The organism is Shewanella sp. SR43-4 (genome assembly GCF_014163845.1).
Taxonomy (GTDB): domain Bacteria; phylum Pseudomonadota; class Gammaproteobacteria; order Enterobacterales; family Shewanellaceae; genus Shewanella; species Shewanella vesiculosa.
This window is the reverse complement of record NZ_JACJEB010000007.1, coordinates 233,307-259,560: the sequence shown is the minus strand read 5'-3', so window position 1 is coordinate 259,560 and position 26,254 is coordinate 233,307. Positions and strand designations below refer to the sequence as shown.

The 26,254-nt window shown below is 42.9% G+C and carries 20 protein-coding genes; 8 read left to right on the top strand and 12 right to left on the bottom strand.

All coding sequences use genetic code 11. From position 1 onward, the window contains the following. The first annotated feature begins 388 nt into the window (after window positions 1-388). The 4 genes from H5123_RS10545 to H5123_RS10530 all read left to right on the top strand — a co-directional run bounded on the left by H5123_RS10545 (window position 389) and on the right by H5123_RS10530 (window position 2,346). Entirely contained in the window at window positions 389-694 is a 306-nt protein-coding gene (locus H5123_RS10545; RefSeq protein ID WP_182697926.1) for a hypothetical protein, read from the top strand. 378 nt (window positions 695-1,072) lie between these two features. Then, window positions 1,073-1,249, top strand: a complete 177-nt coding sequence (locus tag H5123_RS10540) for a hypothetical protein (protein WP_182697925.1) — start codon at window positions 1,073-1,075, stop codon at window positions 1,247-1,249. Window positions 1,250-1,385: 136 nt separating this feature from the next. Beyond that, on the top strand, window positions 1,386-1,904 hold the full coding sequence (locus tag H5123_RS10535) for a hypothetical protein (RefSeq protein WP_182697924.1): 519 nt from the start codon (window positions 1,386-1,388) through the stop codon (window positions 1,902-1,904). 76 nt (window positions 1,905-1,980) lie between these two features. Continuing rightward, window positions 1,981-2,346, top strand: coding sequence for a hypothetical protein (locus tag H5123_RS10530; protein WP_182697923.1), 366 nt, complete (start codon window positions 1,981-1,983; stop codon window positions 2,344-2,346). Between the two features lie 943 nt (window positions 2,347-3,289). Here the strand turns inward: H5123_RS10530 and H5123_RS10525 are convergent. The 4 genes from H5123_RS10525 to H5123_RS10510 all read right to left on the bottom strand — a co-directional run bounded on the left by H5123_RS10525 (window position 3,290) and on the right by H5123_RS10510 (window position 6,873). After that, on the bottom strand, window positions 3,290-3,634 hold the full coding sequence (locus H5123_RS10525; protein ID WP_011636566.1) for a zinc ribbon domain-containing protein YjdM: 345 nt from the start codon (window positions 3,632-3,634) through the stop codon (window positions 3,290-3,292). 250 nt (window positions 3,635-3,884) lie between these two features. Continuing rightward, a complete protein-coding gene (locus H5123_RS10520) occupies window positions 3,885-4,076 on the bottom strand; it encodes a CopG family transcriptional regulator (RefSeq protein ID WP_101085561.1) in 192 nt (63 codons plus the stop codon). 183 nt (window positions 4,077-4,259) lie between these two features. Continuing rightward, window positions 4,260-5,582, bottom strand: coding sequence for a leucine-rich repeat-containing protein kinase family protein (locus tag H5123_RS10515; RefSeq protein WP_259395630.1), 1,323 nt, complete (start codon window positions 5,580-5,582; stop codon window positions 4,260-4,262). Window positions 5,583-5,829: 247 nt separating this feature from the next. After that, the gene (locus H5123_RS10510; RefSeq protein ID WP_182697921.1) at window positions 5,830-6,873 is read right to left on the bottom strand and encodes an alkene reductase; all 1,044 of its coding nucleotides are present in this window, start codon (window positions 6,871-6,873) and stop codon (window positions 5,830-5,832) included. A 145-nt stretch (window positions 6,874-7,018) separates the two neighbouring features. Here H5123_RS10510 and H5123_RS10505 point away from each other — a divergent pair, with 145 nt between their 5' ends. Beyond that, a complete protein-coding gene (locus H5123_RS10505) occupies window positions 7,019-7,615 on the top strand; it encodes a TetR/AcrR family transcriptional regulator (protein WP_124017552.1) in 597 nt (198 codons plus the stop codon). 89 nt (window positions 7,616-7,704) lie between these two features. Here the strand turns inward: H5123_RS10505 and H5123_RS10500 are convergent, their stop codons facing one another. Then, window positions 7,705-7,950 carry a TIGR02922 family protein gene (locus H5123_RS10500; protein WP_182697920.1) on the bottom strand — a complete coding sequence of 82 codons (246 nt, stop codon included), beginning with the start codon at window positions 7,948-7,950 and terminating at the stop codon, window positions 7,705-7,707. A 401-nt stretch (window positions 7,951-8,351) separates the two neighbouring features. On the opposite strand from H5123_RS10500, the gene H5123_RS10495 reads away from it, so the two are divergent. Further along, the gene (locus H5123_RS10495; RefSeq protein WP_124017554.1) at window positions 8,352-9,074 is read left to right on the top strand and encodes a YebC/PmpR family DNA-binding transcriptional regulator; all 723 of its coding nucleotides are present in this window, start codon (window positions 8,352-8,354) and stop codon (window positions 9,072-9,074) included. 171 nt (window positions 9,075-9,245) lie between these two features. Here the strand turns inward: H5123_RS10495 and hpf are convergent, their stop codons facing one another. After that, a complete protein-coding gene (gene hpf, locus H5123_RS10490; protein ID WP_011636558.1) occupies window positions 9,246-9,602 on the bottom strand; it encodes a ribosome hibernation-promoting factor, HPF/YfiA family in 357 nt (118 codons plus the stop codon). Between the two features lie 425 nt (window positions 9,603-10,027). Between hpf and H5123_RS10485 the strand changes: the two genes are divergently transcribed. Beyond that, the gene (locus tag H5123_RS10485) at window positions 10,028-10,678 is read left to right on the top strand and encodes a DsbA family oxidoreductase (RefSeq protein WP_182697919.1); all 651 of its coding nucleotides are present in this window, start codon (window positions 10,028-10,030) and stop codon (window positions 10,676-10,678) included. A 68-nt stretch (window positions 10,679-10,746) separates the two neighbouring features. Here H5123_RS10485 and pulA read toward each other — a convergent pair whose 3' ends face one another. Both pulA and H5123_RS10475 read right to left on the bottom strand, forming a co-directional pair. Beyond that, complete coding sequence (pulA, locus tag H5123_RS10480) at window positions 10,747-15,084, bottom strand: pullulanase-type alpha-1,6-glucosidase (RefSeq protein ID WP_182697918.1); 4,338 nt, start codon at window positions 15,082-15,084, stop codon at window positions 10,747-10,749. 285 nt (window positions 15,085-15,369) lie between these two features. Continuing rightward, on the bottom strand, window positions 15,370-18,360 hold the full coding sequence (locus tag H5123_RS10475; protein WP_182697917.1) for a TonB-dependent receptor: 2,991 nt from the start codon (window positions 18,358-18,360) through the stop codon (window positions 15,370-15,372). A gap of 457 nt (window positions 18,361-18,817) precedes the next feature. On the opposite strand from H5123_RS10475, the gene H5123_RS10470 reads away from it, so the two are divergent. Beyond that, complete coding sequence (locus H5123_RS10470) at window positions 18,818-19,255, top strand: OsmC family protein (protein ID WP_124017558.1); 438 nt, start codon at window positions 18,818-18,820, stop codon at window positions 19,253-19,255. Window positions 19,256-19,346: 91 nt separating this feature from the next. Here H5123_RS10470 and H5123_RS10465 read toward each other — a convergent pair whose 3' ends face one another. The 4 genes from H5123_RS10465 to H5123_RS10450 form a co-directional block, all read right to left on the bottom strand. Then, a complete protein-coding gene (locus H5123_RS10465) occupies window positions 19,347-22,643 on the bottom strand; it encodes a S41 family peptidase (RefSeq protein ID WP_182697916.1) in 3,297 nt (1,098 codons plus the stop codon). Window positions 22,644-22,810: 167 nt separating this feature from the next. Further along, entirely contained in the window at window positions 22,811-23,587 is a 777-nt protein-coding gene (locus H5123_RS10460; RefSeq protein WP_182697915.1) for a hypothetical protein, read from the bottom strand. Continuing rightward, entirely contained in the window at window positions 23,584-24,132 is a 549-nt protein-coding gene (locus tag H5123_RS10455) for a sigma-70 family RNA polymerase sigma factor (protein WP_182697933.1), read from the bottom strand. Before H5123_RS10455 ends, H5123_RS10460 begins: the two co-directional genes overlap by 4 nt. A gap of 90 nt (window positions 24,133-24,222) precedes the next feature. Beyond that, the gene (locus tag H5123_RS10450; RefSeq protein ID WP_259395626.1) at window positions 24,223-26,085 is read right to left on the bottom strand and encodes a VWA domain-containing protein; all 1,863 of its coding nucleotides are present in this window, start codon (window positions 26,083-26,085) and stop codon (window positions 24,223-24,225) included. Window positions 26,086-26,254 lie beyond the last annotated feature (169 nt).

Genomic DNA, 26,254 nt, shown 5'->3' with positions numbered 1-26,254 from the left:
ATACCACAGTAGTATGGATGTGAGTTATTATAAAATCTCATTGAGCTTTCTCCTGTTGGTTTAGTCACCTTAAGCATACCGCTGATGCGGCTTGCTAGGGAGGAGGCTCAATGAGTATCAAGCAAAGCTAGCCGACGCGTACCGCGCAGCTGCTTTGAGCGTTAATCCATAGAAATTTTAATCCTAAACTCACAAATTAGAGTTGGAAACCTAGCTCGCTTCTGTCCAGAAATGAGTCATATTATCTGTCGGTTTGGTATAAATTAAAAGTAAGGCATTATTGTCACGGTGATACGCAAAATACGTCGATTAAGTACGAAAGCTGCACTTTAATTATCGTTAATGAGGCTTTGCCGTTTGTAGATAAAAGTAAGGAGTGAAGAAATATATGGATAACTTTAAATCTTCAGTGATGACGGGAGATATAGCCTCTGCGATGAAGTTATGCTCATACGTGAAATGGTTTAAGACCTTACTGGCTTTAGTCGTTTCCATTGCATATCTTTTAGGAAGTCCTTGGCTTGCAGAGATCCTGATAGTAGCGGTTGTTACCTCGTTAGTTTTATCACTAGGTTTCTTTGATGTGTTCATTCAAAAACTACTGGAATACAACACTCTGCTCCTAGAAGAGCGTGTACAGCTTAATGCTAATGAAACAAATGATCATTTAGAGTTATTAAGCAGAAAGATTTGATGATTGAGAGCTGAGTACTCTTGTAGCAGCATGTCTTTGTTGACGTTATGAACACTAAGTCTAAGACTGATAAATTGTGACTAGTTATGCAAAATATCCTGCATAAACTGAGTTTGAGACAAGTTTGTCACGATAATACGCAAAACATGTCGATTAAGCGCTAAAACTCGAAAAAAGTGCACTTTAATACATATTAAAGTTCATTTTTAGAGCTGAAGCGATAAGATTACACATCATCATGATGAACTCTATCAATATCAGTTTAAGTTGCTGATGGTAAATAAAAAGCGTTTGTAAGTCTCAGGCCTTCCCACCTCTATATTGGAATGACTCTAAAACCGTGGTCAATTTAACTTGATCACTACAACGGGTAGCTAGATGCGGGCAGCAAAATATAAACAAGATAAGTTATATAACGCCCCCTTGGTCATTGACTCTTATACGTTGGAGTTACCGGATGTGAATGCTAACTTGCCAAATATTCAGCGGTTTTTAGATATAGCTGCGAGCAAAGGCTTTAGCATTAGCTTTAAGCCTGAGCCAGCAGCTGATTAGACAAAACTTTAAGTCATTCGGCCCAGTTTAAGTGAGCATTGCTGTTACTATGCTGGGCCCAAGTAAGTAGCCACAAATAAGTGTAATAAAAGTAGATGCAATAAAATGAGTTGCAATAAATTCGTGGAGCTAAGTTATGGAATATGAAATTAATCGAGTCACTACCACCTTGTTGGCGGCCTGTGAGGCGGCGCGTCTGCCAGAACGTTATCAAGTACTAGTCGATAAATACCCTCAAGTTATCGATGAGAACGCGCCTATGGTGTCTTTGCCGAGAAAGATTGCCATAATGGACAGCTTTGGTCTGCCAATTCGTTACTATAAAGCAGAGGGGGGCTACTTTCGTCTCAACCATAAAAAATTTTCTCATCCGCATATGAGTGTGACCATAATTATGCTGCAATGGGTAAGTTTTACAATTGGCACCTATTTAGATGACCATTGGCGGGGTGCGGGTATGCCAGAGTTGGCACATATGGTGCGTTATCTTCGGGGGGAAACCACTGAGAATTATCAACATTCCCCATTACACTATGTCTGGTGCTATAACGAGACCCAGTTAACCCAAGTATTAACCGAGTTATTTGCCATCTTTAACGATGTTTGCCAGGCTATGCCACCCTTGCCCCCCGGCACTAAAGTGACGTGGAAATAGTGGACTGTGAACACATAAGCGATTGCGGTGGCCGTTATTAATAATGACCGCAGTTGTGATGCAATAAGGAAGCTATATGTCAGTCGCATTAAGATTCAGCGCTGAGTTAACTCTCAGTGAAACTCAACGAGTAGCCTTACAAGAGTTAACGCTAAAATATAATAATAACAAAGAATATCAATGCCTTCTTATTAATAGTGCAGCGGAATCAATCTGTTTTCAACTTGAAAATACCGCGTTCTCAGGTTACATCAAGTACCCAATCGCTAGTAACTCAGATGATTGGATATTTGATGCCATCAGTTTTGAAGGCATAGTGTTGGCTTGGCTTAGCGAAGTACGACGCACCTTTGGTGGCAATGACTGGCAAGTTTATCGACAAGATGTTGAGCTAGTGCCTTGGCTTGAAACGTCGCAAAGCTACTACCACGATCCTTTGTGAGCTGCTCCTGTGGCGCAGTGAACTCAACGTGTAGTGGCTAAGTTTAATTGGCCATTTATTTGAAGATTAATCTTAGCTTGTCTACCTAGCCTTTCTGAATTTAGCCATACTTATCGTATTGTGAACTAGGGGGGGATAAAATTTACTCTAAGAAGCTATTGTCCATAAATGATTTAGATTCCTTGATTGAAAAAGCCTAAATTCAGCTTTGAACTTGAGGCCGTTGAAGAAAATAGCGTGAGCTGGCCATGGATGGCCCGCTAGCTTTCGCGGTACAGGATGTACCATCGGAAGCGTTAGCATTTTCGAATAAGGCCGAGGCAGTCTGCAAATGTAGGTCAAAGTTAAATCTGACCCCATGGCGACTTTTCGCAGCTGTTGTTTTGTAAAGAGCGAAAATGTTGCGGGGCGGCTGGGAGTTCCAAGAGGGAACAGCCGTTGGTTTCCTCTTGGTCTGGTGTGGGCGAAGCGCCACGACGTCAGTGGCCGCAGGCCATAGGTTATAAACCATAAGCTAAAATAGAGCCGCATTTAGTGAAATCAGGGTAAACTTTTATAAAAAGATAAGTTCTAATCCACTTTTTTCCAAAAATGAGTTAGATCGCTTAGTTACAAACAAGGTTGAATCGAAGATAACTAAACGACAGGTGTAATCGCGGCTGTGACCATCGAAAACATCGATATTTTCGCACAGCGCCCAGGGATGGGTTTACAGCGTGTCACGGAAGTGATTGCACTTGGGGAGCAAAACTGGGCAAACATGCGTTCGGGCATTGCTAAACAGTATACTTTTTGGAACAACAATAACCCGTTCAGATGTGGCGGCGGGACTTGAACCTGGGTCCATAAAAAAATCCCTGCTGGCATTAATGCCTGCAGGGATTTTTTGTTAATCAGCCTCAAGCTGATTAATGGTCACATATAACGACTAGTTCAATCGTTATTAGCTTTGTTTTTTAACAAACTTCGATTTCAGCATCATTTGGCCATTGCCATCCACTTTACAATCGATGTCGTGGTCGCCGTCGACAAAATGGTTGATCACTGCTTTAGTGCCAACTTTAAGCACGAGTGATGAACCTTTTACTTTAAGGTCTTTGATTAAGGTGACTTTGTCGCCTTCTGCTAATAAGTTGCCGTTGGCATCTTTTAAAATGATAGCGTCTGGATCAACCACTTCTTCATTTGGGTTCCACTCATTGGCGCATTCTGGGCAAATTAATAATGTGCCGTCTGAATAAGCGTACGGAGACTCACATTTTGGGCATGGCGGGATTACATCACTCATATCTTTACTCTCTGTGTTCTTGGCAGTTGTCGAACACGTTAACAGCGCTAATACGCAGTTCGACAGGCTTTATCGATTGGCGTGAGATAGAAAAGTATCTACCCTGCCGAATATTGTAATGACATTATAATGCTATTATCACAAATTGACTACCCTAGGATAATAAACCAGCTGATCCACTCACCTGCTAACGAAACGATTGGGAATACCACTAACGTCACGAATAGCCTAACGATAGGTGAATTAAAGCTTAGCTTTTTACCTGTGGATTGGGACGACTTTGATTGTCAGCAAAACTCACATCATGCTTTTCGAGGTATTCGCGAATAAGCTGACGGGTGACTTGTGATGGGGTGAGATCTTGCGCAGCACACAGTTGTTCAAATGCCTGCTTTTTTAGCGGGTCCATTAATACAGTAAAACGTGCAGTTTTATTTTCCACAGTGGGCTAGCCTTTCATTACGACATGATAATCTGATTATAATCCAGTGTGTGGCTAAAGACCATATTCTGGATTGTTTATTCGCCGTACGATTAGCTAGAGCCATTAACTTGGGGCATTCACCCGAGTTAAGAAACAACTAGGTTAAACCTAATGATGCCTTAGCCCGAGTGTGTTTATCTGTTACACAATGCTCGCTAAACGGGGTAACAACGCCTTAAAACTCGGTCTAGTTGATGCACTATGCTGCAAGCAATCTTGTACTAACTGGCGCAACATTGTCGCTTGTGGTGTGTTTGGGTTATCGATGAGGTTTAGCATGTCATCGACCAAATAACCAAACGCCCTAACCTCAATCGCTTGCATTAATTGCAAATGCTGTGGGGTGAACTGCTTTAAATTTGAGGCGGCGCCAAAGTCACCAAACAATACGTTATCTTGAGTATTTATCATGATGTTGTGGGCATAAATATCGCCATGGCTAATCCCATTTTGATGTAAATGAGCCAAAATATCAGCCATTTGGCTGGCAATATAAGTTATGCGAGCCCAAGTAAATACGGTTTGCGCTTCAAAGGTGTCGCGGCTACAGGTTTGCAACGACGGCGGCAAACCTAAATTGCCATAGCTTGGCGGGATAAGTTGCATCACTAAACCCAGTTGCTCTGGTTGATTAATTTGTGCCACTACATTGATTAAATTTGGGTGTTCGCCGGCGGTTAAGCAGCAATCAAGCTCATCTGCTGGGTAACCATCGCTGGTCACCATGCCCTTAAACAACTTAATCGCAACATCAGTCTGGCAGCTAAAGCTTGCCTCATCTGATTGTTCAGCATGGTGAGAGCCTTGGTAAATCAGTCCAGATGCGCCCTGCCCGAGTAACTGACCTAAAGTAAACTGGCTTAATGGCACTACAGGTACGCGAGTATTATCGCAATGTTCAACATGACTGAACGCGTTACCTGCAAAGGCTAACCAAGCTAAGTTAGGTAACTCAAATAACCAATGTGGTAAAGCGGTAAGCTGGTTAGCCGATAATCGGATCAGGGCTAATTGATGGCAGTTTGCCATGCTATTAGGTAATGCTGTTAATCGGTTACCCGCAAGCGCAAGCTTTTCGAGCCGATGACATTGACCTAAACTGTCTGGCAATTGCTCAATTTGGTTATCGGTTAAAATTAACCAACGGGTTTGTTTTGGAATGGATGCTTCCGGTACGGTACGAATTTGATTGGCTTTAAAACCTATCATTTCGAGCTTTGGACACTGACCTAATACAGCTGGAAGATGTTCAAATAGGTTATTCGACACAAACAAGATTTTAAGTTGATGTAAATCAGCAAAATTATCCGGCAACGACGACAACTGGTTATTGCTAAGATCGAGTACTTCTAGGGTATCGGCTAATTCAAACAGTTTTGTAGGAAATTGCGTAAGTTGTTCAGCGATACTGACCCGTTGATAACCCAGTAACAAACCATCATTTAATTGTTGCAGTGTCTGCATCATGTTTCTCTTTGCCGAAAATTGTCGCCATAGTAATAGACTGCGCCCACGGAGACAAATTTCTGCTAAATTTTTACCAAAAAAAACCACAGCAGTAGCTGTGGTCAAAACGGAGGCTAAAAAAAACAAATTGGGGTTGATAATTTTAGCGCCATTTCTAGTACATCAAGTACGGCTTAGAAATGGATTCCTACACACTAGGTTACTAACCTCCATTGACGTTAGTAACCTAAAACAACAAATAACGTTAAATCAGTTCCGCTAACATGCTGTCGGCGTATGTCACTAATTCGCCGCCATCACGCACTTTTGCCACGTAATCTGGATTGGCAATAAATGGACGGCCAATTGCCAACAAATCAAATTTGTTGTCGGTTATGGCTGCACTGCCCGTTTCGGCGGTATAGCTACCGACACCCACTAAGGTGCCAGTATAAACACTGCGCAAATAGGTCGATATATTGCCGCCTAAGTAATCAAACTGCATTGAGTCGTCAAAAATACCGCCATGTAAAAACGCTAAATGGCGTTTAGCCAACTCAGGTAGTAAATAGTCAAACACATCACGGTCGCGTGGATCGGCGGCCATATTAAAATAGGCACCAGGAGAAACTCGAATAGCAGTGCGATCTGCGCCAATTGTGGCAACCACAGCATCAACAACTTCTAAAGCAAAGCGTGACATATTTGCCGGAGTTTGGCCGTATTCGTCTTCACGGCGATTGTTGTCATGATGCAAAAATTGGTCAATTAAATAGCCATTCGCGGCATGAATTTCAACGCCGTCAAAGCCAGCATCAATCGCATTTGCCGCGGCTTGAGCATAATCAACCACTAACTGCTTAATATCATCTAAGGTGGCCGCTTTTGGTGTTTGATAAACGAGTTCGCGCATTCTAGGCACTGTGCCTTCAACCGCTTGTGCAGAAGAAGAAAGAACATCACCACCATCGAAAAAATGTGGGTGTGCTACACGGCCAGTGTGCCAAAGTTGAGCAAAGATTTTACCGCCACTTTTATGCACGGCATCGGTCACTTTACGCCAACCGTCAATTTGAGCTGGAGTAAATAAGCCAGGGGTGTTTGGGTAGCCTTGGGCATCTGGGCGGATAATTGTCGCTTCACTGATAATTAAACCAGCTTCAGCTCGGCGAGCATAGTAATCAACCATCTTCAGTGTTGGCACAAGGTCATCATCCGCCATACAACGCGTTAATGGTGCCATTAAAATCTTGTTTGATAATGTTAAGGTGTCATTGAGTTTGTAAGGGGTAAATAAACTGGCCGTCATGTGGTTAACTCCATTCTTGAATATACGTTCAAGATTAATCGTATTTGAATAGACATTCAAGTATTTTTTGAATAGTCGGTAAAATTTAGTTAGACTCAAGTGTGATGAGTTATCACGCTTTGTTGTTAACCAGAAGTGACCAGATATGAGACACGCTGAATTTAATAGAGAAACTGTTTTACGTGCTGCTATGAGCACCTTTTTAGTGAATGGATTCGCTAAAACCAGCATGCAAGATCTCACTAAAGCAACGGGACTACATCCGGGGTCAATTTACTGTGCCTTTGATAATAAAAAAGGCTTATTTATTGCTGCAATTGAGCAATATCAACAAGATCGCAGTAAGCAGTTTGAGCAACTATTTGCCAATGATGATTCAGCGGTAGACAACTTAGGTGCATATTTAGCCCTAATCGTACAAGAATGTTTAAGCTGCGATGCGACCCAGTCATGCTTACTGACCAAATCACTCAGTGAAATGGGCGAGCAAGATGAGCAAATTAGACTTATGGCCTGTGAATTTTTGCAGCTGTGGCAGCAGTCGTTAGCGCAAGTATTTGATACAGCAAAAAAACAGAAGTTAATCGCACAAGACAGTGACAGCCAATTTTTAGCGCAATATTTGGTGATGGGAATATACGGTTTAAGAACGGTGGCTCATACCGAACCTAATATGCAAGTATTACAGCCTTTGGCAGATAAGCTATTAAATGATTTATTACGCTGTGAATCCAATGATTAATCCCCATATTGCTAAATAGCAAACCTCATAGCAATAACCTAAAAAAGACACATTATAGTGTCTTTTTTAGTTTTAGAATCAATAAGTGCTTAGCTCAATACACGCTGTGAATAAACACGCTCACCTAACGAGTTAAGTATTTTGCACTCACCCTCTAACACCGCAATAATTGACTTACCTCGACGAAATGATTCTGGGATCATTACGCGTCCTGTGTTGCTGACATGTAAATCGGTCATGACAGCATTATGCATTTCTAAACCAACAGGCGCTTCATAATACAAAATAGTCACAGTGGCAGTTGATGTTTGACCTTCAGCAGATTCAGATTTCATATTCGCATTCTCATTTACAGCATACTGGTTCAGGGTAGAAATGATATTGATAACCTAGCTCATCAACTCATCTATTTATCAAAAGGTAAACACTTAATCTATTGATTTTAGACAACAAAAAAACCTTTCAACTTATTATTGTATTTTATCATTAAATGATAATTATGTTTAAATTGTATTATTGATTCAAAGTAATTGATACATAAAATTAACAGGCCTGAGATGTTAGTATAAAAATTATTCACTAATGAGACGAGGTGCGAATACTGGATTTAATAATATTTATCGTATTATCAAGCCTATTTACGTGAAATTTAGATCCTGCACCTAAACAGCACAACTTATTCCTGTTAGAATCGATGACAATTTTTAGCCTTAAACATTTAAAAAACGAGATTAAGATGGGCAGAGCATATCAAAATAAAAAAGAGTCCATGGCGAAAACCGCCGGCCAAAAGACACGAATTTACTCACGCTATGGTAAAGAGATTTACATTTGCGCTAAAGGCGGCGTTGACCCAGATGGTAACCTAGCTCTACGTAGCTTGATTGCCCGCGCAAAGAAAGATCAAGTTCCGGCACACGTTATTGAACGTGCCATTGAAAAAGCTCGTGGTGGTGGTGGTGAAGATTATGATACCGCCCGCTATGAAGGTTTTGGACCTGGCGGTTGTATGGTGATTGTTGACTGCTTAACAGACAACGGTAACCGTACTTTTACTCAGGTTCGCCAAGCATTTGTTAAAAATGATGCCAAGTTAGGTAGCCCTGGTACTGTTGGCCATATGTTCGAACATCAAGCAGTATTTGTATTTGATGGTGATGACGATGAAGCTATTTTAGAACTGCTTATGATGGCTGACGTCGACGTTGCCGATGTAGAGCTTGAAGATGGCATCATCAGCGTATTTGCGCCAGTGTCAGAGTTTAACAATGCCCGCACAGTGTTAACTGAAGCCTTTCCAGAGATTGATTTTAAGGTAGAGAATTTAGCATTTGTGCCACAAACCATGACAGAACTTACTGGCGAAGACATTGAAAGTTTTGAAAAATTCTTAGCCGCTCTTGATGATTGTGACGACGTACAGAACGTTTATCACAACGCTGAGATTAACGAAGAATAAAACTCGCTGAAACGAGAAACGCTACAAGTCTAGGAACTAGATGACTTAGCCGCGAGCCAAACGTCATCTTCCCTAGCATTAGTGTTTTGAAGCATTAGTGTTTTGAGCAGACCAAACTAAAAAACGCAGCTTAGGCTGCGTTTTTTAATGTCGTTTAATCAACGAATGTACTTAACGTAAGTCCATTTCTTGAACTTTTTCGTAAGCAATTTCTGGTGCAGTTACATCTGGTTTTTCATGTAAATCTGCTTTCAATTGACCTTTACGATGCTTTAGTGCCGCATCGAGTTTTTTAGCAGCGCTTGTTATAGCGGGATACATGACTAAATCAGTACCTTTAGCAGCAATGCGAGTTCCTTCATAGTTAGTTCTAATTTCAACATCATATTCACCATGCTCTTTAGCAATGATGATATCTAGCGAGATAAGCGTGGGGAAATGGCTAGCTATTTTAGCGAATTTTTCATCTACGTGTTGTTTGACAGTGTCTGTAACATCAACATGGTGACCAGAAAGATTTATTTTCATAGATTGTCCTTAAAAGAATTTACTTGCCAAATTTATCGCGTGTCACAACTGCATGCTGACATAAATTATGGTGTTGCACAAATGCAGACTGACATATTTAGACATAGGGCATGTGCTTTGCGTCACAAATACTCAAGTCTATAATGTGTTTTATATCTCCTTGCGTACTTTATCACTGTGCCATTAATAAACGTGCATGGGGTATATCAAATTGACCTAACCCCTACATTGATTAAACATCAGATTACTGATTAAGTATAGACACAATAATGTCACAAAGGTTGCAACTTTTGGCTTGTTCTCACAAGTGATTACAAACCAAACAAATAACCACTAAAAGCAGTTACTTTGTAAGCAACTATACATTTTTTATCTGTTTAGACTTTAGTAAATGAAGTCGAATTAATTTTTTATAAAGGATCCCTATGGCAACGAATCAACTGCAAATCGATATTATTTCTGACGTAATGTGCCCATGGTGCATTGTTGGTTATCGCCGACTTGAACAAGCATTGAGTCAATTTGACGATTTAGAGGTTAAATTGCAGTGGCATCCGTTTGAGCTAAACCCCGCAATGGGGCCTGAAGGGCAACACTTAGGTGAACATATTGCCGAGAAGTACGGCTCAACACCGGAACAAAGTACACAAAATCGTCAACGATTAACCCAAATGGGTGCCGATTTAGGCTTTGAGTTTAACTTTTCTGACGCATCGCGAATTTATAACACGCTACAGGCCCACCAGCTACTTTATTGGGCGGCGGAGTCTGGCAAGCAAACTGAATTGAAACTGGCGTTGTTCAGCAGCTACTTTACTGATCAGAAAAACCCAGATGACATTGAAGTTCTCATTGAAGCAGCCACAAAGGTAGGCTTAGATGCTGATGAGGCACGAGCAGTGCTCACAGACAAACGCTTTGAAACTGCGGTAAAAGAGGAAGAGCAACTGTGGATCAGTCGCGGGATCCAAGCCGTCCCCGCCATTGTGTTTAATCAACAATATTTAGTCTCTGGCGCACAAGATCCCGACACTATTGCTGAATTAATTAGTAAACTGACGACAGAAGACGCTTAAACCGTTTCAATTAAACAAATAAAACCCAGCTTGCGCTGGGTTTTGTGTTTACTGGATAATCACTAAACCTAGTTCAACTTTGTCACTAACAAAGTAGGTGACTCAGAGCTTGGACCTGTTACCGTAAAGCGATAGGTACCGGCGCTTGTGGCATTAAAGTGCATGTTTGCGCCTTTTTTCGCTAAGGTTTTCAACAAACCTTCACTCACAGCGTCATCGCCTGCTATGGCACCAAAATCAATTGTCGACCAATCTGCTGTCGCGATTTTAAATTCATTATCACCGACAGCTAACGCAATATCGACTTGGTAAATAGATGATCCCTGATAGGCCAATGCATCTACTTCGCCCCAGCCATTCATGCCACCTCGAATGTAAACGGTATTACCGACAAACATGTCTGTTTTGTCGATGGTCAAAATAGGGGCATTGCGATTACTCATATCAAAGGTAAAACTGTACATCGCATCTGTTTCAATATTGATGCTTAAATTGCCACCTTTTACAGCCAGTGCCTTGCCAATACTCAGCTGCACTGTGCCATCTGCATCTAAGCTACCATAATCGACGCGATCCCAGTCGCTAGAGGCCATTTTAAAGCCTTTGATTCCAGCGGTAACCATGACTTCAGCACGATATATACTGCCACCTAAATAGACCATTTCATTATCGGTAGACCAGCCATTCATGTCACCGCGTAAATATACTGGGGTGTCTGCAAAAGGCTCTTGGTTATATACCGATAACACAGGGTTCTGCTTGTCTGCCGCATTTAATGAGAACACGTAGGTTGCGTCACGTGATGCTGTAAAGGTCATGTTAGCTCCTTTGGCAGCAAGCAATTCAGCCACGTTTTCATCAACAACGGCCACATCACTAGAAATTGCACCAAAATCAACTGTGTTCCAATCTGCTGATGCCAGTTTAAAATTATAACTATTTGCAGTTAAGGTAATCGCAATACGGTATTCGCCATTACCGACATAAGTGAGCTTATCAACCTCACCCCAGCCATTCATATCGCCACGCACAAATACATCTGTACTGCCAAAAGGGACGACATCTGGTGCGCCTGCTGTAGCATTTGCAGTTAAACCCTCGCCTTGCATTTCGCCTTGTACTTTAACAAACACAGCAGTGGTGTAAGCGGGTACGGTAAATGTGCCTTCACCATCTCCTTGAGTAAAGCTAGCGTTTTGCACCTCGTTGTCTATCGACACTTGCTGCTTTGCATGCAAGCTAAAACCGCTAGCGGTGGCAATGGTCTGAGTTTGCTCTTGGGCACTACCATTAACCATCACCACAATGGCATCAACGCTTGGATCGATATCGGTTAAGCCTGCACCGTCGTCAATGCTCATCACAATCACGCCCTGCTTTTGGTTTTTACCGATATTATGAAAGCCCACTCGGTCGATAATGTCTTGCGCTGTGGTTAAACGGAACAATTTACTTTGGTGACGGATGGCCAAGAACTCGTTGAATACCGATGATGCAAAATCGATTTCAGACATAGATGCAGCAGCATTGGGGTTAGCCGAAATCCCACTAATCACACTCCACTTAGTCTCGTTATCTTGTGCTAACGGTAAACCAACATTCCAATTATTGCTGTTTTTGGTAAAGTCGACCCAGTTAAACCAATCGCCGGCATCATAGGTGTTACGGTCCATCGATTTAGAGCGCAACATGTCGCCACCCATTTGTAAAAAGGGGATACCTTGGCTCATTAATGGAATGGTTGCGGCAATGTTTTGTACCCGAACGCGGTGTTCAAGTGATAAACCAACATCATGTTTGTATTGTAAAATATCCCATAATGTTTCGTTGTCGTGCTTGGACACATAGTTAATGCTGTCGGCAGGGTCTAACGCGTAAGCTGTTGGCTGGCTGTTCCAGCTAAAGCTACTGCCTTTAGCTGAGTTACCGTTAAAGTCTTTTAACACGTAGTTTTGTAAGTTACCTGCCATGGATAAACGTAAGGTGTCTTGATCACGTAAGTAATCATCTTTTTTGTCTGTAGCAAATAATGCCCCACCGCGCACAGCTTCACGGATACGATCGTTAAACGTTCCTACTTCAGAACCCGCCATATTCGCTTGTACAGCTTGCTCAAATAAGCGATTGTCGGCAACCTCACCAAAGTTCCAACCTTCGCCATAGAAATAGTTATCAGGATCAACCGCTTGCACAGCATCACGCGCGGCTAAAATACTGCTTTTGGGCATGTGACCCATCACATCAAAACGGAAGCCGTCGTAACCGTACTCTTTAGCTAAAATAACCAGAGAGTCGGTGACAAACTTATCCATCATACGGTGCTCGGTAGCAGTATTATCGCAACAGGTAGAGGTTTCTATTTTACCGCTGATTTCGTTATATCTGTGGTAGTAACCCGGTACAAGCTTATCAAATACTGAGTTATCCCATAGGCCCGATGCGCTAGTATGGTTATAGACCACATCGAGTACCACACGTAAGCCAAGTTCATGCAGCGCTTGGTTCATGGCGCGCAGTTCTTTAACTCGTGCAATACCCTCTGGGCTTGAGGCATAACTGCCTTCTGGTGCAATAAAGTGATGCGGATCGTAACCCCAGTTAAAACCGTCATAACTGCGTAGCGCGCCGACTAAATCTTGTGCGTCTGCAGAACCAGGTAAGAAGTCAGCTAAAATAGATGCGATTGTCGCGGCTTTATCTTGAGTTTTACAGGCGTTAGCTGTATCGCTAATTTGGGTGCACAATTTGCCGAGTGTATCGGTGATTTCAATGCGTTTTGTAACATCTTCATCGATAGTGGCAATATCCGTTGTTGGTAGCACATGAAAATGTGTTACCCCTGTTTCAGCCAATTGACGTAAATGCTCAACTGGCGCACTCCCCGTCTCGGTAAATGCTAGGTACTTACCACGGTTAGCTGCAGAAGTGCTTTCATCCCGAGCACTGAAGTCACGCACATGACCTTCGTATATCACGATATCTTCAGGATTTTCAACAGTCATTACCGTATGACCGTCCCACCCAGCGGGCTTGAGATCAGCATCGCTTAAATGAATAAACTGACTATAACGGCCATTAGTAGACACATTTAATGAGTAAGGATCGGTGCTTTCTAGGGTTTCTATTTTCTTCGAAATGGGGTGATATACCTTCAGCTCATAGCGATAGTATTGGCGGTCTAAGCTCATGTCACCGCTAAAGGACCAAATACCGCTTGCTGCATTTAAGGTCATTGCGTGGGTTTTAGTGAGTTTTTTAGCGCTGTCAAAAATCTTTACATTAACGGATATTGCCGTTGGTGCCCATACGTTGGCGCTGATATTGCTGCCGTCATAAATCACACCTAAATTAGCCTCGTCGGCGTCATTATCACCTTTGGTATACAAGTCATCGAGCACTTTAGCGACCTGCACATTTGTTGCTGCTATGGGTTTGTTATCACTATCGTAAGCCACCAGCACCAGCTGCTCTTTGGCCATGGCTTTCGCTTCATCGGCAGTAAAGCTAGCTTGGTAGGCTGGCCAACTTGCTAAATGTGGCACTAATACTTTTTGTGCATCACTGAGTTCAGTTTCAATTAACTCTAGTTGCGCCCCATTGATATTACCGTCGTTATCGACCTCAATACCCGCGGTGGCTGAGTGATGTAAGACAAACTTCGCCACGCCGTCGGCAGGCTCATTCCATACAAAAGTGTTTTGATCTAACCAATGCGCACTGGCACCGTCAATAGAAAACCCAACGTCTAAAATAGGATAATCATACACATCTCCTTCACCATGAATAGTGAAGTTAGCCCGATTAAACTGTGCTTCTGGCGCACTATCATCTTCATAGGCTTTAAGGTTCATGGTTAAGTCAGTGTCACCCAGCGCTTTACCCGAACCTTCGGTCCCAACATGGATAATAAAGTTGCCGCAGTCGCTATAGCCATCTTTTAGGTTAATTAGCCAATAAGCACCATAGTTGGGATCGATACCATCGAACGAGTGACCATTGGCCCAGTCGCTTGAGTCATATGGAGGCGCATAGGCATCACAGGTGTCGTTATTCCAAGTGTGGAGTTTATAACCGGGATAATTTGGATTACTGCTGCTGTTATCTTTGTCTTTGATACGGTTGTAATACAACACAGCCTGATTTGGCCCTGCCAACACAACAGGCATAGGTAGTTCAGAATTGTAGCCAACGATACAACTCTCATTTTTAGCATCTGGAAATTTAGGTGCTGGGCAGCTTAGTGGCGGCGGCGCCACACATTCAGTCCCCGCGGCATTAGGCACATTGGGTACATTACAAGTTAATAATACTTCCCCTGGTGCTGACGAATCACCACCACACCCCATCAGTGTGGCCATACTTAGCGCAAATACACTGATCGTCGACATTATTGATTTAGTCATCATGACTTACTTCTCCCTATCGCATGTTGCCCATTGGCAATCGGATAATTTTTATTTGTTTTTATAAGTAACCTGAACTCGAGATAATAAACGCCTTTCAAACAGCCCTTTGTCTTGCTAACTGCGTTGAATTAATTTGCCATAGGCTCGCTATTGACGCGTTAATTTGCCTTGTGAGTAAAACAAATGACAAGTTTGACAGTGAAATCTAGTTAAGGTTTTGATTATTATCGTTATAAATACACACTTCATCCCGAGTTCAGATTAAGCAATAAACCCGCTTGTTGGTTACATGGCATAAGTGAACCCCAAATAAAATTCGCGGCCAAAGTACTGTAAAGTGCCGGTTTTATTTTGGTTACCGAAATAACTTTTAGTCGGTTCATCGGTGAGGTTATTGACTTGAAACAGCAGGCCTAAGCCGTCATTCACTTGATACGATGCTTGATAGTCGATGACGGTTTCTGCGTCAAAGTTCACCACTTGCTCATTAATGGCCACTTGCTCAGACACAAATTCGTCGCGAAAACGCGCACTGACACGAGTTTCAAACCCTTCATAGGAATAAAACAAGGTTGCACTGACCACGTTATTAGACAAGCCAGGTAGGTCTTGAGTTGTGGTGTCGCCACCAAGACTGGTAATAGACTGCACTTCTGATTCGGTATACGAATAGCTGGCATTAAAGCCTAAGCCAGACCATGCATCAGGAAGTGAGGCAAACACTTGGGTGTAAGCCAGTTCTAAGCCGCGAATATAACCGCCTTTGGCATTATTAACGGCGGTGGTATAGGTACCGTTAGTGGTGGCAATTTGTTCACCACTGATCTCATCGACAATGTAATCTGGCACGTTAAAACCATTCGCTTGAAAATCGAAGTTTTCAATGGCAATCGTGTCGATAAATGAGTCTATATTTTTGTAGAATACCGCCGCAACAAAGGCGCCTTCATCAAAATAGTACTCGTAAGACAGGTCATATTGATCGGCATAAAATGGCATTAAAAATGGGTTATTAGTGCTCGAACCATTAATCTTGCCATCGTCAGATACCGACGCACTGATATCGCCCGCTAAGCGGTTAATTGGCGGGCGTGACATGACTTTGGCAGCCGCGACGCGGATTTGAGAGTCATCGGTGATTTTAAAATTTAAGTTAATCGATGGTAGGTAGTCGGTGTAGCTGATACCTTGAACCGTCGACACATAGTTTTGGTTGATAATGCCAATACTGTCAGTAATATTTTGCGCACCGAGGTTAATATCGCCATCAACGTTTTGTAGCATAGTGGCAGATTGATCGGTATCAACCATGCGCAAACCAATATTACCGGTCACTGGCATGCCGCCAATTTCAGTATTGATATTGGCCATCACATAGGCAGATATCACTTTTTCATACACTTCACCACTTTGTAAAACAGTCCAAGAGTAGTTAGTGGTATAGCCTTGAGGATCAACAACCCCGTCAGCATTACCCCAAGTTTGTACCGGTTGTGGAATACCATCAGGGAACCAAGCATTTAATGCTGCGTCCAAATCAATCGCTAAGTAAGAAGGAAAGTAGCTAAAATCACCTTGCCAATCGACAACTGTGGTCATGTCTTCGGTCAGTTTAAGCGGTGGCTCAGACTTTGAAAAAGCACCGTCGTTACCGTATTCAAATACCGAACGATTATTAGAGTAAGTACGATCTGAATAACGGGCACCAAATTCTACACTGGATATAATGTCGGTTTCTAAATCGTATTTAAAATCGACTCGATAGGCTTTCATTTCATCCTCATTCACAAAAGGATAAATACCGTATTTGCTGACCATCACTCGGTCTACATCAGAAAAAGCCTCCGCTTGATTAAAACCAATGTCGGGTAAATCTAGACCATTGAGCAAGTAACTAATTGACACATTTTCATCGAATATCGGTGTGTCGGCATTGGCATCGACGGCCACATTTGACCACAATAACCCATTACGGAAGTCACTTTTGGCTGACGACAACGACACATCAAGATTGACATTGAGCTTATCGGTAACTTGCCAATCCGCATTGACACCAAAACTGTTTACTTCATCAAAATCTTGGTTGTCATCGTTAACAATTTCAACTCGAGTGTAGCTTTTGGAGGTGCGATTAAACGTACCACCAATCACGCTGTTGCCATCATATACAGGGTTGGCGACACTGGCATTGCGACCACCCAATTTTGCTCGAAATCCTCGTGCAAATGATTCGCTGTCAAAACGAGACATAAATGCATCGGCTTTAACCACAAAGTTATCAACGGGTGCCCACTCAATTGCGCCCATGTAACCGTTGCGTGTTTCAACGCCACCTAAATGCTGCATTTCAAACCCTTCGCTGATGTATTCAAAGTCTGGGTTATCAACCGGGCCGTTAGTGTCGTTTGCCAGACCATCTAGCTCTTTTGAGTCGTTGTACGCTAGGCCAATAAATTGGGTGGCAACACTGGGCTGTTCTAGGCGGGCATAACCGACTGCAATACCTAAGGTATCTTCTAAAAACTTACCTTGGTAAGAAAAGCTTAAACGGCTGCCATATTCTTCTGCGCCAAACACTTCACTGGCACGATCGTTATGCATACCCCGGGCATTAATAACAAAGCTATAATCTTTATCGATACTCAGTGGGCTGACGGTTTGTAACTCAACCGTACCTGCAACACCGCCTTCTATAAGCGATGCTTTAGGCGATTTATAAACCGCTGCTGAGCTAATCAACTCAGAGGGATATTGATCAAACTCAATACTGCGCGAACCGCTGGTTGATACCTGCTCGCGGCCATTTAAGGTCGAAAATACAAACCCACCAGACATGCCGCGAATGTTAATTTCTGCCGCCTGCCCACCAGTACGTACTGCAGAAATCCCCGGTAAGCGTGTTAATGCATCTGCCATTGATACATCAGGCAATGCCCCCAAATCATCTGCCGACAACTGCTCTGACACTGTGTCACTAAACCGTTTTGAGTTAAGTGAATCAATGAGACTGCGGCTGTAACCTTTGACCGCAATACGTTCAATCGGCTCGTCACTTGCTGCAAGACTGACTACAGCACTGGTGGCGACAAGCTCACTTGCATTAGCGTCATCGGCCGTCGTCGCAGGCTTATTGACTTCAATACTTTGTTTAGCGGCACTTGGCTGTTCAAGCGGATTAACATCATCATTAGCCATTGCAATATGAGGCATGAACATCACGCTCACACCTGCTGCCACTAAGGCTAATGACAATAAACTGGGTTTGCTTTTGAGCATTGGTTTTTCCCTCACCATATCGACTTATTAGTGATCCAATACTCAGTTATCTCGCGCAGACAAATCTAAATATTAGACATTTATTATTCCGATATACTAGGCATTAGCTTGAATAACACACAACACAATGCATACGTATTCATTACAAATTGATAACATAAGCTTGTTTTAAAACACATAACCAAATAGTCATGTTAACCATGTAAGCAACTGATTTTAAAGTTATCTAACTCACTTTGATGCATAGCGGTTTCGCAACATTGATTACCACGATTTAGTCACATTAGGTGGGTGTTTCAATTTGACTATTCAGATCAAATTAATGGACATTGGGGTACGCTTGGTGTTGAATCAATACAGATGTGTTACCGTTTGGTAAGTACCCGCTGTTCAGCGGTAATACACGCTATATTAAGTTGTTATAAATACCACTTTAATGGGGTTTGGGGAGTACAAAATGGGCTTTAAATTAACGGTAAATTGGCAGTCTTCACCTAGTGAAGAAGGTGAATTTAATCGCGATCATGAGGTTAAGTTTGGCACAGGGCAAAGCATTCAAGCGTCATCTGCGCCAGAATACAAAGGCAATGCGGATAAAGTGAATCCAGAAGAAAGTTTGCTCGCGGCTTTGTCTTCATGCCATATGTTGACCTTTTTAGCGATTGCCCATTTAAAGCGGCTGCCTGTGGCCAGTTATGTTGATAATGCCACTGCTGATTTAGGTAAAAATGAAGCGGGCAAAGTGGCCGTGGTTAAAATGACATTAGCGCCAAAAGTGACATTTGCACAAGGGGTTGACGTTGACGAAGAAACGTTAGCTAAAATACATGAAAAAGCCCATGCAAATTGCTTTATTGCTAACTCATTAGCATGCGAAGTTGAAATAAAACACTAAGTATTTGCTGTGATAAATCAATAATAATAACCCTCTCAGCATTATGCGTGAGAGGGTTATTTTTTACTGTTTTACTTAAACCAATGTGAGGTTACTTGGTTTTAATGTCTGCCGCAGAACCTGTTTTAGGTATAGGTAATCCGCTCAATGGCTTTATAGGTTGCTGTACTAGTTCATCTTTTAAATAACTGATCGCAGCTTCAAGTTGTGCATCTTTACCGCTAAAAGTGGCATAAGGTAAATTATCCACTTCAATGTCGGGTTCCACCCCATGACCTTCAACAATCCAACGACCATCGATGGCATATTGTGGGTATTCTGCTACCCGCGCCATGCCTTTGTCGGTCACCGAATTTCGACCCGATAACCACACTCCAGCGCCTGCAGTTTGTTTACCAATAATAGGCGCAATGTTTAGCGCTCTAATTCCCGCAGAAAAAGTCTCACCATCTGAATAGGTCATTTGATCAGCTAATACGACTAAGTGGCCTCTGAAAGTTTGCTGCATGTTTGCATTCGTGCTGCCATGGGTTGGCTGCCAAAATGCCCACGCACGACGTAACAGTTTTTCGATAATCCAGCTGTCGATATTACCACCACGATTGCGGCGAACATCAATGATTAACCCCTCTTTGTCGTAGTTGGTATAAAACTCGCGAGCAAAGCTTTCAACATCACCGCTGCCCATGGCATACAAGTGCAAATAACCAATGTTACCTTTAGAGGCTTTGGCTACTTTGTCACCGTTATGCTCAACCCAATCAAGGTAACGTAGCTTGGCATCGGTACCAATATCATGGGGCGTTACTATGGTATTGATAGCTGTTTTCCCACGAACTAAACCCAGCAACACTTGCTTATTACCTTGATTACGCAGTAATTGCGTTACATCAGCAATATTAGTGACTTTCTTGCCATTGAGGCTGGCAATCACATCACCTTCTTGAGCGTCCACTTCAATTCGTGCTAGGGGTGATGCCGACAATGGCAACTCAGGGTCGGTTTGATAAATATGGCTTATCACAACACCTTTGTCGGTTTGTGTCAGCCTAGCCCCTAATGCAGCAGCTTTGGCGGCATCGGCGTCTTGAGCAATATCACCACCACGCACCTGTGAATGTAATGAGTTAAGTTCACCCATCATTTGCATGAAAATATCATTCAGCTCATTACGATCGGTCAGCCTATCAACCAAAGGCTGATACTTGGCTTTGGCTGCTTGCCAATCTACACCACGCATTTTCGGGTCAAAAAACGAATCACGATGCATTAACCATGCATCTTCAAAAATTTGCTGCCATTCTTGTGGTGGCGAAATGCTTAACTGCCATTGGTCAGTACTGACTTTGGCGCGTGATACATCGCTGGGCAGTTTGTCTCCGGCATCAACAATCAAAAGGTTTTTAGGGTCAGACTGTTTGCGCAGCATAATTTTACTGCCATCTTTTGATAACGAATATTGGCCGACATCTTCGCTAAAGGTATCAACCTTAATATTGAGCGGATCAAACTTAATCAGTTTTAACTCGCTTTTATCTTGGCTGCCATCCAATAAATACAGCTTATCTTTAGTTGCGATTAAACTATTGTAGTTACCAGCATCTACTGGCACTTGCCATAAGCGTTGGTTTAATCCGTCCCACTCTACTTTGACTTTTGCTGGGGTATCCTGGTCTTTACTGTCGGCTTTTTTAGCGTCTTTGATAACAGTAAGCTCGGTTGGTTTGGCAAACGGAAACGACGCTTTAGCATCTAATGCTAAGGCAAACACTTGCGTGCGTTTATCAAATATCGGCCCCATGTTACGGTCACCCCAAGGCGAGTCTGGGGTGGCTTTAAATTCGCGATTAGACAAGAAATACAACCATTTACCGTCGTGACTAAAACTGGGTGAAAACGACTCGTATTTGTCTGAGGTCAAGGTTTGTGCTTTTGATTCGTTAATGGAATACAACACAATTTGCGGACGCTGTTTACCAATTTCTGCCTTGGTTAGGGCAATAAACTGACTGTCGCCAGACCAGGTAATGTTTTGATAAGGGCCTAACCCCTCGCCGTTTTGGATAATTTTTTGGTTATTGTTGCGGCTTAAATCGTATAACCACACATTGCCCATGTAATCATCATGCACTAAATAACGGCCATTTGGCGATAACGACAAGCTGGTGCGTAAGGTGCTGCCATCTTTAGTGAGCTGTTTCGCGCCAGCTGAACCGTCGGCTGGATATTGCCAAATTTCTTGCTCACCAGATGCATCGCTAATGCCATAAACCCATTTGCCATCATCGCTTAATAGTCCATCGCGTACTCGGCTGTCGGCAGGAGAGTCTATTTGCACTAAACGGCGACCATCGTTACTGGCAATTGCCACATGGCTGCGGGCGGTAATGACCACGTTATCGCCTTGATGCGAAAACACTGTCGAGGTGGCATAATCCATTGGGTCGTTAACCCACAGCTCGCGGCGATGAGTAAAGTCGCTGGTAAGCTCGATGTCTAATGTTGACTCAGTAAAATTCGCTAAGTTGAGTAACTTAATGTCGGCGCCCTGCTGAAATACAATACGACCATTATTAAGTTGGGCATCACGCACTTGCCAGTCGGTATATTTGGTGTGCTGTATAAAATCTTTGCCATCGACTGTCATTGACCAAATATTGTCATTACCGGACTGATCACTAACAAAATAAACTCGACCATTAGATAGCATCGGCTGTTTAACTGAGCCGTCATGGATTGCAGTTAACCGCTGGGCTTCTTGTTTACTGCCTAGCTTATAACGCCAAATCTCACCTTTAGCGCCGCCGCGATATACTTTGACATTATCGCCACTGACTTGCAGACCAAATTGGGTAAAGTACACATACTCGCCTTTATCATCTATGGTGCCTTCAACGGCGTCAGCTAACGGTAAATCAGTGATGGTTAAGGTTTGTGGGTCAACGGTTTTAAGCACCCAAAAGTTAGCTGGGCCAAAGGCGTTATCGGTGGAATACAATACTTCGCCAGATGCGGTCCAGCCTTGTAATCGCACTCGGCTGTTTTCAAAGCTGACGCGTTTAGCTACGCCGCCTTCAATAGGCATCACATACACTTCGGTTGCGCCTTCATAATTGGCCGTATACGCCACCCATTTACCATCTTTAGAAATTGTTGCGTCCAACTCTTCTGCCGCTAAACTGGTTAAGCGACTGGCTTTAGTTTGGTTCTGGTTTTGACTGAGTTCAGTCGTCCAAAGATCGCCTTCGGCAGTAAACACTAAGGTTTGATCGTGTAATGCAGGAGCGCGGTAATAACCTTGATTAGAGGCATTGGCGAATATCATTGATGAACACGCTAAAGTACCTAAAGCCAGCATACAATGCGCAACAGAGCGGCGAAGTTTCATGGTGAGGAGCTTCCTTTATTAAGTCTAATAGACTGTTTTTATTTATCGCTTCACGTTAGCAGAGTTATGGCTGTTTTTGCAGCACAAAAATGTAACCAAAAACGGCTAAGCAGTATTTGCTTAGCCGTTGGGTTATTGAGAGTATTTTCACGAGTGTTATGCGTGAATTATCGAGAGGTTAGCTGCAGTTTAATTTTATGGTATTGCTCATAAAGTGGATGCGACGGATCTGATAGCTCAGGGAAGCGTTGATCGATAGTGAGCATATAACGTTCCGCCTGAATCAGCTTATTGTCTGCCATTAATACGGTTAATCGGGCCAATGCGACATCAGGCGTATCTAAATGAATATCACCTTTTAGTGAACTTTCATCTTGCTGCTTCATTAATTGCACCTCGTTGTTATTAGCAAGCGATTGTAATCCAAGCGAATTTTTTGGCGATTGGGCTTCATTGCCTTTGGGGGCAACAGCTTGTTTTGTATCCGATTGTGCTGGCGCAGCACTGGCGGGCTCGATATTGGCGGCGCCACGACTGAGAGGTTGATTTTCAGCACGCTCGGCACTGCTCGATAAACCTTCTACCACTATCGACTTTTCGGTTGCAGCATCAGCTGAAAGCCTCTTAGTCTGTTGTAATAAAGCAGGCTGTACCGATGAACTAGGCTCAAGGTCGATACCCACTTGCTGTTGTATGCTTGGATTTAACATAAACAATCCAGCCACCAGCAACACTGATGCAGCACTTGAAAATGCCCAGGCATTACGTTGCCACAGTGACTTTGTCGACTTTTTGCCTTGAACAGATACATGAGCTCGCGCCTTGGCTAAAATAGCCTCATCCAGTTCAGCCGATGGCTGCTCTAAAGGTTGCTGATGGTAAGCATCTTTGATTTCTGTTTGTAATGCAGTGAACTCTGCATCATGATCTTGTTGCTGACTCATAATGATGTCTCCTGCCATTGGTTCGCGATACATTGCTTAATACTTTGATAAGCATATCGAATACGACTTTTTGTGGCTTCTAAAGTCACATTAGCAATATCGCTTATCGCGGCAGCGGTCATCCCCATTTCGATATTGAGTAAAAAAGCCTCTTTTTGTACAGGCGGCAGTTTTGCAATGCATTGCTTCATCATATCGACTTGTTGCTGTTGCTGTAATTGCGACTCTGGTGAGGCTTGGTTATCAGCTTCTAGGCTATCCATAGTCTCGTCTTCACCAAGTGGGGCCAGCTTGTCCAGTGGCTTAACCGCACGCACATGATCTATCAATAAGTTGTGGGCAATTTTATATAACCATGTGGTGAATTTAGCCGTTACCTGATATTGCGCTGCAGCAGTAATCACTTTACCCCAAGTATCTTGATATAAATCTTCTGCTAACTGCTGCTGATGTAATTGGCGGACAAAATAACGATACAAAGGTCCTTTATGCTTACGGTACAAGGTTTCAAAGGCATTCATATCGCCGGCCTGATAATCTAACATCAGCTGCTCGTCACTGCCGGCTTGTATGGCAAAAGTCTGTTGCGTAGGCTGTTTCAATGTTGACACTATTTAATCCTTTTAATTATGCACTTATTGATTAAGCCGATTGACACCCGGCGCTAACGCTTGGGAAAGTACACTCGCGGTTTTAAGCATTTGCACAAATTCATGGCGATAACCAAAATGGTCTTGGCCCATAGCTGACTCTGCAAGCGTAATTAACTTAGTATAATCAGTATCGTGGACATAATCATTATGATTAAGTAATTGGCCAAATCCGGCGACGGCGGCAGCAAAGCGAAAATCATCACTGGCTTGGTGTAAATGTGTTAACTGCTGATCACGGCTGATCGAATAAGTTATTAATTGGCTAGCTTGTTCGCCAATAGCTTTATAGCGCAACTTTAAAAATGCCACTTCATTCACAGTACTTAACTGCCCGCTTCGACTTTCATTAGTGTTTTTAGCCCCACTAACCGACTCAGACTGGCTCTGAGCATAACGCAGTGGATCAACTAAGCGCTGATGGCTGTCGTTATAACGTAGTTCATATAAAGCAGTCACAGTATGCCCCGCACCAATTTCGCCAGCATCGACGGCATCATTGTTAAAGTCGCTGCGATTTAACATACGATTCTCATAACCAATTAAGCGATATTCTGACACGACAGCTGGATTAAACTCGATTTGTATTTTGACATCATGAGCAATGGTTAGCAGGGTGGCATGAAGTTGGTCAACAAGGACTTTTCTGGCCTCATTGAGGGTGTCAATATAGGCATACTGACCATTGGCTTTATTTGATAATTGCTCCAATAAATGGTCGTTATAACTGGCAGTGCCTGAGCCTAGACCAAAACCTAGGGTTGATAAGCCAATCCCCTTTTTGCTTTGACTGGCAACGTAATCAACTAATTGTTGATGATCTGTCATACCGAGGTTGAAGTCACCATCTGTGGCCAAAATAACGCGGTTACTGCCGTTTTCGATAAAGTGCTTTTGTGCTATTTGATACGCCAGCTGAATCCCTTGGCTACCGTTAGTGCCGCCTTGCGCACTTAACTGATTGAGTGCGATGTTAATCGCGCTAAAGTCATTACCAGCGACACCGTCTAACACCACACCACTGGCTCCCGCATACACCACAATCGACACTTTATCTTGCGCCGATAACTGCTGACTGAGCATCAGCAGTGCTTGTTTCAATAAGGGCAATTTATCGTTAGATGACATTGAACCAGACACGTCCAAAAGTAACACTAAATTGCTGGCTCCGAGCTTGTCGGGCGCAATGTCATAACCTTTAATACCAATCCGCAGTAACTGAGTATCTTGATTATAAGGTGAAGGAGCAAGCTCTGTTGTCACACTAAACGGCGTATTCTCTCTTGTTGGTGCGGGATAATCATAACTAAAATAATTAACCAGCTCTTCTACTCTGACGCTATTTTTAAGCGGCAACTGACCTTGATTAATCAATTTTCTCGTGGTGCTGTAACTGCCTGTATCAACATCAATTGAAAAGGTTGATACAGGTGTTTCACCCGCAACCATGTTGCCGTTTTGCACTACCGATGCAAACTTATCATTATTGCTTGGCAGCAATGTCATGCTACGACTCTTGGCCTCCAAGGAAGTGACATTGCGATAACCAGCTGGATGATCAATGGATTTTGTGCGTGTTAATTGCCGTTCTTCAGTGACAAGACTGGCTGCTTGTTGGTATGAAACTGGTGATGCATTATTCAAAGCCTGTATCTGCCCCTGTTTGTTTGACGCTTGCTGAAGTGACGATTCAACTTCAATCGTCGCATCTTGCGCCTTAGATTGAGAACCTTCTTTGGGTTCTGGTGCGCAGCCACTAACAATCATGGCACTTATCGTTATGGTTAACACACTGTGCTGTAACCGCTTGCAGTGATAACTTAGGTTATGACTTATTTTAGTGTTCATGCTGTTTCCCTCATCATTTTGCTTTTATCAAGCGCTTTTCATCAACTCATTTGTGATCACTCGATTGGCTATAAGCCGATTGGCGATAATCAAACAAGATGGCGTTTGCGACTAATAACGACGAGATAAGTAAAAAGGGTTATTTAAATGATCATTTCGTCGCGATTGA

Bases quoted from the DNA above. Each gene is read 5' to 3' on its own strand.
- H5123_RS10545 (WP_182697926.1), top strand. From the start codon at position 389: ATGGATAACTTTAAATCTTCAGTGATGACGGGAGATATAGCCTCTGCG.
- H5123_RS10540 (WP_182697925.1), top strand. From the start codon at position 1,073: ATGCGGGCAGCAAAATATAAACAAGATAAGTTATATAACGCCCCCTTG.
- H5123_RS10535 (WP_182697924.1), top strand. From the start codon at position 1,386: ATGGAATATGAAATTAATCGAGTCACTACCACCTTGTTGGCGGCCTGT.
- H5123_RS10530 (WP_182697923.1), top strand. From the start codon at position 1,981: ATGTCAGTCGCATTAAGATTCAGCGCTGAGTTAACTCTCAGTGAAACT.
- H5123_RS10525 (WP_011636566.1), bottom strand. From the start codon at position 3,634: ATGAGTGATGTAATCCCGCCATGCCCAAAATGTGAGTCTCCGTACGCT.
- H5123_RS10515 (WP_259395630.1), bottom strand. From the start codon at position 5,582: ATGCAGACACTGCAACAATTAAATGATGGTTTGTTACTGGGTTATCAA.
- H5123_RS10510 (WP_182697921.1), bottom strand. From the start codon at position 6,873: ATGACGGCCAGTTTATTTACCCCTTACAAACTCAATGACACCTTAACA.
- H5123_RS10505 (WP_124017552.1), top strand. From the start codon at position 7,019: ATGAGACACGCTGAATTTAATAGAGAAACTGTTTTACGTGCTGCTATG.
- H5123_RS10500 (WP_182697920.1), bottom strand. From the start codon at position 7,950: ATGAAATCTGAATCTGCTGAAGGTCAAACATCAACTGCCACTGTGACT.
- H5123_RS10495 (WP_124017554.1), top strand. From the start codon at position 8,352: ATGGGCAGAGCATATCAAAATAAAAAAGAGTCCATGGCGAAAACCGCC.
- hpf (WP_011636558.1), bottom strand. From the start codon at position 9,602: ATGAAAATAAATCTTTCTGGTCACCATGTTGATGTTACAGACACTGTC.
- H5123_RS10485 (WP_182697919.1), top strand. From the start codon at position 10,028: ATGGCAACGAATCAACTGCAAATCGATATTATTTCTGACGTAATGTGC.
- pulA (WP_182697918.1), bottom strand. From the start codon at position 15,084: ATGATGACTAAATCAATAATGTCGACGATCAGTGTATTTGCGCTAAGT.
- H5123_RS10475 (WP_182697917.1), bottom strand. From the start codon at position 18,360: ATGCTCAAAAGCAAACCCAGTTTATTGTCATTAGCCTTAGTGGCAGCA.
- H5123_RS10470 (WP_124017558.1), top strand. From the start codon at position 18,818: ATGGGCTTTAAATTAACGGTAAATTGGCAGTCTTCACCTAGTGAAGAA.
- H5123_RS10465 (WP_182697916.1), bottom strand. From the start codon at position 22,643: ATGAAACTTCGCCGCTCTGTTGCGCATTGTATGCTGGCTTTAGGTACT.
- H5123_RS10460 (WP_182697915.1), bottom strand. From the start codon at position 23,587: ATGAGTCAGCAACAAGATCATGATGCAGAGTTCACTGCATTACAAACA.
- H5123_RS10455 (WP_182697933.1), bottom strand. From the start codon at position 24,132: ATGTTAGATTATCAGGCCGGCGATATGAATGCCTTTGAAACCTTGTAC.
- H5123_RS10450 (WP_259395626.1), bottom strand. From the start codon at position 26,085: ATGAACACTAAAATAAGTCATAACCTAAGTTATCACTGCAAGCGGTTA.